The 7,995-nt window shown below is 56.5% G+C and carries 7 protein-coding genes and 2 pseudogenes; 2 read left to right on the top strand and 7 right to left on the bottom strand.

The window, feature by feature from the left end; genetic code table 11:
* Window positions 1–236: hypothetical protein (locus ACWISF_RS06850; RefSeq protein WP_448380840.1), on the bottom strand; the 236-nt coding region annotated here is incomplete at its 3' end.
* A gap of 16 nt (window positions 237–252) precedes the next feature.
* On the opposite strand from ACWISF_RS06850, the pseudogene tnpA reads away from it, so the two are divergent.
* Window positions 253–722: pseudogene (gene tnpA / locus ACWISF_RS06845) on the top strand (IS200/IS605 family transposase).
* 399 nt (window positions 723–1,121) lie between these two features.
* On the opposite strand, the gene ACWISF_RS06840 reads toward tnpA, so the two are convergent.
* Entirely contained in the window at window positions 1,122–2,402 is a 1,281-nt protein-coding gene (locus ACWISF_RS06840; protein WP_448380839.1) for a valine--pyruvate transaminase, read from the bottom strand.
* Between the two features lie 48 nt (window positions 2,403–2,450).
* Window positions 2,451–2,996, bottom strand: coding sequence for a DUF2808 domain-containing protein (locus tag ACWISF_RS06835; RefSeq protein WP_448380838.1), 546 nt, complete (start codon window positions 2,994–2,996; stop codon window positions 2,451–2,453).
* Between the two features lie 437 nt (window positions 2,997–3,433).
* Here ACWISF_RS06835 and ACWISF_RS06830 point away from each other — a divergent pair, with 437 nt between their 5' ends.
* Entirely contained in the window at window positions 3,434–4,678 is a 1,245-nt protein-coding gene (locus ACWISF_RS06830; protein WP_448380837.1) for a sensor histidine kinase, read from the top strand.
* Here the strand turns inward: ACWISF_RS06830 and ACWISF_RS06825 are convergent.
* The 4 genes and pseudogenes from ACWISF_RS06825 to ACWISF_RS06810 form a co-directional block, all read right to left on the bottom strand.
* Window positions 4,638–5,342 carry a HEAT repeat domain-containing protein gene (locus ACWISF_RS06825; protein WP_448380836.1) on the bottom strand — a complete coding sequence of 235 codons (705 nt, stop codon included), beginning with the start codon at window positions 5,340–5,342 and terminating at the stop codon, window positions 4,638–4,640. The two genes, ACWISF_RS06830 and ACWISF_RS06825, sit on opposite strands and share 41 nt — an antisense overlap.
* Before the next feature lie 52 nt (window positions 5,343–5,394).
* The gene (locus tag ACWISF_RS06820; RefSeq protein ID WP_448380835.1) at window positions 5,395–6,519 is read right to left on the bottom strand and encodes a potassium channel family protein; all 1,125 of its coding nucleotides are present in this window, start codon (window positions 6,517–6,519) and stop codon (window positions 5,395–5,397) included.
* A gap of 197 nt (window positions 6,520–6,716) precedes the next feature.
* Complete coding sequence (locus ACWISF_RS06815; RefSeq protein WP_448380834.1) at window positions 6,717–7,811, bottom strand: ARC6/PARC6 family protein; 1,095 nt, start codon at window positions 7,809–7,811, stop codon at window positions 6,717–6,719.
* A gap of 87 nt (window positions 7,812–7,898) precedes the next feature.
* Window positions 7,899–7,995 (bottom strand): annotated as a pseudogene (locus ACWISF_RS06810) (IS630 family transposase); the annotation flags it as partial.

Genomic DNA, 7,995 nt, shown 5'->3' with positions numbered 1-7,995 from the left:
CTTAATTTGGGCAGTTCTTGATTCAGAATCCCTAACGCCCGTCCATACAGCCGCTCCGCTTCAGCGTATTTCCCCTGCTGAGTGAGTTCCACTGCTCGTTTCAATAACGCCTCAACATCAGCCCCCTGATTGCGCTGGGCTAGCACAGGCAGGGACGGATACATAACACCCCCCACCGGCACTCCAACCAGAACACTCGCCGCCAACGCCCACCCTGCAATCTGCCTGCCCTTCATCGTTCGCTGTTCCTTGATGACTTGCCCTTATTTTATAGTTCAGGTTTCCAGACAGGGGGTTTTGACAACAAAATACCGTCGTCAAGTGTTCACTGGCGAGATGTTGAAGCGCCTGCACGAAGTTTTGTATGACCTTTGTCAAAAATGGAACTGCAAGCTAATTGAATTTAATGGCGAAGCGGATCATATTCATTTACTTTTCCAATACTACCCACAAATGACTTGTCCAAATTTGTAAATAACATCAAGTCTGTCTCTAGTCGGAGGATTAGGAGTGAGTTTATGGAGTACCTCGACAAAATTTACTGGAAAGATGTTTTGTGGAATGAATCGTATTTTATTGCTTCCTGCGGAGGAGTAACTGTCTCTGTTCTGCGACAATATATAGAAAATCAGAACACCCCCGCCTTTCATCCCGACTCTGACCCTATGGGTACAGAGCGGGGCTTCAAGGACTACGTCCCGCTTGCGCGAACGGCGGATTAGGCTAAAACCCCGCTCTTATGCCTCCGGCACGGCTACGCCTAAAGGGTGGCTTTGTGCTTAACTATAGTCGTTTCACAAGAGAATGCAACACTTTGAGGCACTGGTAATCACTGTATTCCCTTCTAGGACAGGGTTTACAGGTAAAGGCGAATGTCGCAAACTTGTTTGAAATGACTATAAATGCAGCAGGTTGGGGATGAAAACCAAGTTTTCAACTTGCTAGGTTGTGTTGATCTTATGTAAGAAAGAAATGAGATGACTCAAGGGGAAGAATTGATAGAGAACTGGTAAGAAGAAGATACGAAAGTCATCGCAGATAAAGGATAGGATGCCCATAAGTTGCTTGAGAAAATCGGGGAAAATAAAGCGGTCATTCCGGTGCCGCGCGTTCAAGGCGCGTTAAGAAACCAAACTCGAGACCGTGCGTTGTGCCATGACCCGCCGCACCACTTGGGTTAAGCGTTCAATCCCTCGCTCAATATCCCGAACCGAAGCAGTGAGACTGATGCGCACACATTGCCGGGTATGACGCCATTCCTGACGCAACCCTGGGAAAAAGGTATGCCCCGGCACCACAATCACCCCCGCCTGTTTCAATTCCTGATACAGTTCCCAGTCGCTGATGGGCAAATCCCGCAACCACAACCAGGCAAACACCCCCCCTTCACCCCGATGCAAAAACCAGGGCAAATCCCCCGGCAACCCCGCCCGCAACCCTGCCGCCAAGAGCGCGAATTTCTGCTGGTAATGGGGACGAATTACCGTTGCCGACAAATGCGCCAATGCCCCCGACGCAATCGCCTGCGCCGCCAACGCCTGCCCATACCGGGACGCATGGATACAGGCATTGGTCAAAAACCCCTCAATCGCCCGCAAAATCCCCTCATCTCCAATGGCAATCCCCACCCGTTCGCCTGGCAACCCTGCCTTGGACAGGCTGATGCAATGCACGATATTGGGGGCAAACACCGGGGTCATCGGCGTAAAGTTCAACGCCGGATAGGGCGCGGCATAGGCCGAATCCACCAACACCGGAATCTCCCATTGGGCCGCCATCGCCGCAATCTGGCGCACCTCCTCCTCGGACAACACATTCCCGGTCGGATTGCAGGGCCGCGAAAAAATCACACAGCCGGTCTGCGGACCAAACGCCAACTGGTCAAAATCAGGACGGTACTTAAATTCGTGGTTTTGCTCATCCACCTCCAGCGTCGGTCGCACCGCTCGCAGGGATTCGGGCATCAAACAAATCCCCCCATAGCCCGTGTAATCAGGACTCAAGGGTAAGACAATCTCCCGTCCCGCCCCGCCAAAGGCATTGGCCGCAAAAAAGTACAGGGCTTGACTGCCTGGCGTCACCAACACATTCCGGGACGTAAGGTGTAGGCCATAGCGCTGGTTGAAATCCGCCACCACCGCATCAATCAAGGGCTGATACCCCTGGCTGGCCCCATAACGGCAGACCACCTCCCCGTAATCAGGACTGGCCAACAGGGCCTGGGTGCAATCCCGCCACAACTGCTCCACCTCCGGCAAAATCACCGGATTCCCCGCACTGAGATTGATCAAATCCTCCCCCGCCCGGGCTTGCAGGGTTTCCACAATATCTTTCATGATTGCCCGCACCCCCGTTAGACGGGTCATGGTGCGACCAAAATCACTCAGTTGCGGGTTGAGCATAACCGTTTGGGATCAGGCAAATAACAAGCAAATAAAGGTTATTTTACCCTAGGGCGATAGGGTGATCACCCAAGTCCCCACCTGTCTGGGTAAGGGAATATCCCCCGGACTCAACACCTGCAAATTGAAAAAATACATCCCCGTATGGCGGGGATTTTTCACATTCGATAGCACAATATCTACCGGCGTATCCGCAGGCACCGGGTCAATGAGCGTAATCCGCAACAGCCGATTTTCCTTGTCTAAAACCACTTCCCCCACCCGGAACTTTTGCTGGTCTTTGCCCCAGCTACGGCTGCGCACCACCTCGACAGCATTGGTGTCCAATTCTCCCCGGTAATGTTCAGGGTAGGTGATGTAATACTCCACAACCGCAATCTTTTGCCGCGGTACATTGAGGTAGTAGCGGTCCCATTGGCCGACCTGCCCTGAATCCGCCCAATAGCGCAATTCCTTTTTCGGCCCGCCCCACAGCGTCCAACCGGAACCCTGCGCCAGTACGGCTCCACCACTACTTACCAGCACCATTGCTGCCACCAGCGCCCCGACCCCGCGTTGCATCCGGTTGACCCAGGCAGTTCCCCTATGTTGCATCACTTTACTCCCGTTGTTGGCTCACCCTACCCAAGGATACACATGCTTACCTCGTTTTTAATGCTAACATTCTGGCGCGGTTCCCCTTGAACCCCAAAGTTAACCGCCTCTTACGCCCCACACGTCGTGCATCGCCTAGTCCCTGGATTTTCTCTTAAAAAACAGCCGCCCTCCCAAAGGTGCAATTCGGTTTACGTACAGTTTTTGGTCGGGGGTAAACTACCTCTGACTAAAGTCGGAGGCTTCTCGTAGCCCTGCGGTTATTTTACTAACCGCGAGCCTCTGGGCTGGTTTACCGCCACCCCAATTAACGGTTACCCGTGCCTTATCAAAACGCATAGCAGCTAAATTCCGGCCTTACCCAAGGTGAAGTAGTAGCGGTTCGCTTACGCTAGAAAGCAGGCTGGCAGCTATTTTTTTAACGGTGTTGCGTGCCTATGTTTCAACAAATGCGTCGCCGTCTGGCGGCCTGGTATGTGGGGGTGACGGCAGTTTTGCTGGTGGTGTTTGCCTGGGCGGGTTATGGGTACGTGCAAACCACCCTGAGCGAACGGATTGATGACACGTTAGACCATGTGGCGGAGGTGGTGGTGGCGACCTTGCCCAGTGCGCCGCCCTATTGGCCGACGGATGTGGCGGAGGATCGGGTGGCTTTGGAGTGGTTTGCCCCGACGGGGGAGCGCCTTTGGAGTACGTTGGATATGGCGGTGGTGCCGCGGTTGCATCCGGGGGTGTGGCGGGAAACGGTGACCCTGGGCGGCAAGGAGGCACTCCGGCAGGTGACCCAGCCTGTCTATCGAGAGGGGCAATTGCTCGGGTATTTGCGGGTCAGCCATCCCTGGTTTGAGGTGACCAAACCGGTGCGCCAATTGCTGGTGGATTTGACGGTGGGGGGGCTGGTGGCGCTGGTGGCGGTGGCCGGGGCAGGGTGGTTTTTGTCGGGTTTGGCGATGGCGCCGGTGCGGCAGTCCTATCAGCGGTTGGAGCAGTTTACCGCCGATGCGTCCCATGAGCTGCGCAGCCCTTTGGCGAGTTTGCAAATGAATTGGGAGTTATTACATGCTCAGTATCCCCAACACCCCCAAGTGCAGGCGATGGGCGGCCTGATCCAGCGGTTGGGACGGCTGGTGGATGATTTGCTCTTTCTGGCCCGGCAGGATACCCAGGGGGTGGTGGCAGAGGAACCTTGTCCTTTGGATGCCTTGGTGATGGAGGTGACCCAGGAACAGGCGGCGTTGGCGCAGGCCAAAGGGGTGACGTTTCACCTGGAATTGCCCACCCTGGACAACCCCGATACCCTCACGGTCTGGGGGAATTACAGCCAGTTGGGGCGGTTGTTGACCAATGTGATGCGCAATGCCTGGCAATATACGCCGTCGGGGGGGCAGGTGTGGGTGCGGTTGCAACCCCAGGGGGACACCCTGGTGGTAACCGTGCAGGATACGGGGGTGGGGATTGACCCGGCGGAGTTACCGAGGGTGTTTGACCGGTTTTATCGGGTAGATCGGGCCAGGGGGGCAAGCGGCGGCAGTGGGCTGGGGCTGGCGATTGCCCAAAGCATTGTCCAGGCGCACCAGGGGAGCATTCACCTTGCCAGTCAACCCGGCCAAGGAACCGTGGCAACGATTACCCTCCCCCGCTTCAAAGGGCTAACTCATCGGGGGTCGGCAGACCGGCGGTAACCCCCAAATTCAACAGAGCGCTCCAGCTATCGTCCCGCACCCCGGCATCTCCGTCTTGCAGCCCCTGACGTAGGGCTTCCACTACTTGCAGATAGAGGTTTTCCGGCAACTGTTCGGCGGGCAGTTGTCCCAAGGCCCAGGTACAGTTGCTCCGCACAGCAGCTACCGGGTCCTGTTGCAGGGCCTGGCAGAGGGTTTGCACCCCCAGGGGCAGACATTCGGGCTGGGTCGGGAGCAGGTGGGCCAAGGCACTCGCCGCCCACAACCGCACCGCCGGAATGTCCCGTTGCAGGGCCTGGATCAACGTTGGTACAGCTTGCGCCGACCGGCTGTACCCCAACGCCCAGACAATCCCCTTGCGGACATAGCCATTGGTCTCGTGGCGCCACTGCTGGAGCAAAAAGGGCACAGCGGCTGGCGTGGGATTGCGCCCCAGGGCATAGGCAGCACTCAAGCGCACCAAAGGACAGGCATCCTGGAGTAAAGGAATCAACCGTTCCCCCGCCCGTTCATCCCGCAATTCACAAAACGCCCGCGCCGCCTGCATCCGTTGCAAAGGGTCACTGGCGGTCAACTGCGCCAACATCACCTCCGGGTCCGGATCGGGGGTTTCCTGCCAGGTATCCAGGGGACTGGCCAAATCCGGTTGGTCATCGGCGAACATAGCTGGGGATGCCCACAAACCTCCAGACAGGAGAATGAAAGCTAGTACCAGTCTAACCCCGGCGCGCCCCCCAAGACTGCATTTGCCGCCGCAAACGAAACTGTTGCACCAGCGCAGGCATATCCCGCCGATGGCCCACCACAATCAACGTATCCCCCGGTTGAATGACCACGTGGGACTCCGGATTGCGCAACAACTGACCATCTGCCCGCCGCAGCGCCACCACCAAAAACGTCCGTTCCCCCTGCCCCTGCACCTCCTTGACCGTACAGCCAACCAACGGACAGGAATCCGGCACCAGCAATTCATCCATCCGCAGACTAATTTGGTGGAGAATTTCATTGACAGTACTGCCGCCATCATTACGGTCCAGCAGGTCAATGGTGGCCGGATGGGTAATCAAATAGGCCAGCCGCATCGCCCCAATCGTCGCCGGGAGCACCACGTGGTCTGCCCCTGCCAAACGCAATTTCCGTTCCGTCGCCGGAAATTCCCCCCGCGCCAGGATGGTCAATCGCTCGTTTAAGCCCCGCGCCGTCAGGGTGACAAACACATTCAAAGCATCGTCGGGCAAAACCGTCGCCAACACCCGCGCCCGCTGCACCCCCGCCCAGATCAGGGTTTCCTCATCCTCCGCGTTCCCCAAATGCGCCAAATAACCATGTTCGGTCGCCTCGCGAATCCGTTCCTCATCCATATCCAACACAATAAAGTCCAAACCGGCCTCCTGCACCCGTTGCGCCAGAATTTGGCCCATGCGGCCATAACCGCAGATAATCACGTGATCCCGTAATTGAGTAATTTTTTGCTGCATCCGTTGCGACGCCAAAACCTCCTTAATTTCCCCTTCGGTCACCAACTGAACCAAGGCCCCAATCGTGCCTACTACTGCCGCACTGCCCAGGATAATAATCAGCATAGTAAATAAACGCAAAGCCGGCGTATTGACAGGGCGCACCTCCCCGAATCCCACCCCAAAGATGGTGATGATGACCATGTACAGGGCATCCAAGAACGACCAACCGGCCAGCACCCAGTACCCCAAAACCCCAAAGACCAGCACCCCGGAAAACAGCGTGAGTGCCGTCAGCAAATTGCGTAAGCCTGGGGAGAGCCGCCAATGTTCGCGCCACCGTCTCGCTTGTTTGATGAATTTGGGCAGGGAGCGACGGGACACAGGTAGAGGTGGAGCGAGAAATAGATGCTGTGACCGATGAACCGGTTCATGCTAAGGCAGGACACCTTTATGATTCATGAAATTCACACTTTTGTGGCCCATAACCGCCAGCATGATGACTCTGAACCACTCAGAAATTCACACATCCTGGACCCAACAGCCAGGGCTGGCCCACGCGCTCAGGTTCCGGAGCTTCATTATAGACTGCGGCGGTCATAAATTTTCCAGGTATCTCCCACCCGGCGTAAATCAAAGCGATAGGTATCCTGGTCTATTTTACTCTGGCGCAGACGGCCATTTTGATACATACGCAACGGCTGTTGAATATACACATCAATCACCAGACGATGGGCATCGGATTGCAGCACCCTTTTCAAGGTGACCTGTGCAGGACCGTAGCGATAGTACGTATGATTCTTACGCAACCACTCTACCGAACCATCTCGCTTAGCGACAGCAGTCCAGGCGGGTCCCGTGAGAAATTTCGCCGCCAAATCCAAATCATAGGGCGGGGCAAAGATGTTTTTTTTCGCCTCCAACCAGGAGGCCACCAGCGCAACCCCCTCTTCGGCCGAGAAACTCGCCGGCAGTGCCGTAGTGGTTCTATTTTTCTGCCCGCCACTGTTGCCACCCTGCCCGGTGGGGGCAACGGTTGGCTGCGTAACCACTGCCGGCCGCCGCACGAACAACCACCAGACCAACCCACCGCCGACGGCAACCATACCCCCCAAGACAAAACCTAGGAATACCAACAGCACGACGGGCATGCGCACGGTAGCGTCAGCTCCTGCGGCCAAGTTTACGGGTGCGGTTGGGGCTACCAGGGGAACGGGCGCAACCGTAGGTGGGGGCGGGCGGCAAGAGGCAGTATCGAATTCTGTCGCTGTCCCCTCATCCGGTACCAACACCGCCAGCACCTGACCCGCCTGGTCAAACGCTCCGGCCAGCATTTGCGTCAATACCTGCGCCAGCGCGGGGTCAATCTCACAGTGTTCTTGCCAGAGCCAATCCGGGCTGGGGGGATAGCCGGTCAACAGGGTAATTGCCGCCTGAGCCAGCGCCACAATGTCCTGCCGGGGCGTTGCCCTCACCGGTGTCCGGGTCGGGGGAAGCAACTGACACCCCTGCGGCACCTGCTGAATCGTACTGAGACTCACCCCCCCATGCGCCTGTTGCCGCTCGTGGTATCGCCGGAGTTGGCTGAGCACCTGTCGCAGCAGTAACCGCACCTGGGACTCATTCAGTGGTTGCCCATCCCGTTCCAGGAGAATCTGCCGATAGGATACAGCCATGCGCCCCTTGGCAACACCCCCAATTCCATTGTACTGACATACTCCCCCGCCTCTAGGTGTATAGTCATTTCGGTTTAGAATGCGACACTAACTTGTGCAATAATTACGAATGACTTCATCAATGGTGGTGCCAGGAGGAGCATACATCCACAATCTTTTTAATGCGCTAAAGTCATGCTCAATA

This window comes from Gloeomargarita sp., assembly GCF_053491055.1.
Note: the sequence above shows the minus strand (reverse complement) of the source record. Positions and strands in the feature narration are given on the sequence as shown.

Bases quoted from the DNA above. Each gene is read 5' to 3' on its own strand.
- ACWISF_RS06835 (WP_448380838.1), bottom strand. From the start codon at position 2,996: ATGCAACATAGGGGAACTGCCTGGGTCAACCGGATGCAACGCGGGGTC.
- ACWISF_RS06840 (WP_448380839.1), bottom strand. From the start codon at position 2,402: ATGCTCAACCCGCAACTGAGTGATTTTGGTCGCACCATGACCCGTCTA.
- ACWISF_RS06815 (WP_448380834.1), bottom strand. From the start codon at position 7,811: ATGGCTGTATCCTATCGGCAGATTCTCCTGGAACGGGATGGGCAACCA.
- ACWISF_RS06825 (WP_448380836.1), bottom strand. From the start codon at position 5,342: ATGTTCGCCGATGACCAACCGGATTTGGCCAGTCCCCTGGATACCTGG.
- ACWISF_RS06830 (WP_448380837.1), top strand. From the start codon at position 3,434: ATGTTTCAACAAATGCGTCGCCGTCTGGCGGCCTGGTATGTGGGGGTG.